The organism is Neobacillus drentensis, assembly GCF_036965425.1.
In the GTDB taxonomy this organism is placed as follows: Bacteria; Bacillota; Bacilli; order Bacillales; family Cytobacillaceae; genus Neobacillus; species Neobacillus drentensis_F.
In genome coordinates, this window is sequence record NZ_JBALPP010000077.1 from 6,786 (window position 1) to 7,756 (window position 971).

Consider the following 971-nt stretch of genomic DNA (forward strand, 5'->3'; position numbering starts at 1 on the left):
GTCAATATGCATAAAAGCTACTTGTAGTGTATGCGTGAAGCGATTTCTATACGAAAGATAGCCAACTAAACGCATACTCTACAGAATTCTGTTATAAACAAAGGCATTATCTCTCTCAGGAATGATAGCTTCTTTAACTTAAGGGTTTTCAAATCTTATCATCCAAATTATTTATCGAAATAGTCATTCTCTTCTAAAATTGAAATGAGTTATATACATAAAACGATAACTAGCTACTATTTGAAAGGCAGGGAAGCAACAAGTCCAATTAAAACAAGGGTACAACTTTATTTCAAATCCACAAAAAATGGCGCTTAAACATATTGGGAATGTATTCCCCTATAGGGCCTGATCCTTTACTCTCCTATTTTTTGGGGGGATTACTCCATTCTTAATCCCTACCCACTTAACTGATACGAAGCTGCTTCCAAGGAGCACGAATGCTCCGAATAGATAAGGCAGATTGATATGAATATCAAATAAAGCCCCCGCAAGCATTGGCCCAAAAATTTTTCGGAGACTCATATAGGCATTGTTCAACCCTGCTACAAATCCTTGTTCATTCCCAGCTAAGCAACGTGGTAATAAGGGGTTTTTTTCCACTTAATTAGTTTTAGCACCATATTCACTCCTAAATTCATATATTTGTAGACATCAAAAATGAACCCCACCCCCAGGCTTGAGGACGAGATTCCCTGAATTTAGAAGTTCGCGGTGCCACCCCAGTTTGTTCCTGATAGGACCTACTTATATTCTTATTCATTGCCATAATTAGGTATTTTTTTGCCTCTGATAAACTGTTTGCTTTGTTTTCCTCGGGGCTCCAATACCAGGACGGATGGGGACACGCATGGGGACGCCGAAATCTGTACGGTCCATGTTGAATTAGGTACTCTACAGTTTTTTCATTTTCATTGTATAAAGCTGAAACGACAATATCTCTTCTGCTCCATGTATCTACAGGATTTACA

General features: G+C 38.3%; 1 protein-coding gene and 1 pseudogene. Both read right to left on the reverse strand.

Annotation, left to right across the window (positions count from 1 at the left end; translation table 11 throughout):
- Positions 1–339: 339 nt before the first annotated feature.
- Positions 340–573: pseudogene (locus tag V7161_RS18620) on the reverse strand (hypothetical protein); the annotation flags it as partial.
- A gap of 64 nt (positions 574–637) precedes the next feature.
- Positions 638–971, reverse strand: a 334-nt coding sequence (locus tag V7161_RS18625) for a hypothetical protein (protein ID WP_335714439.1), incomplete at its 5' end; no start/stop codon positions are given.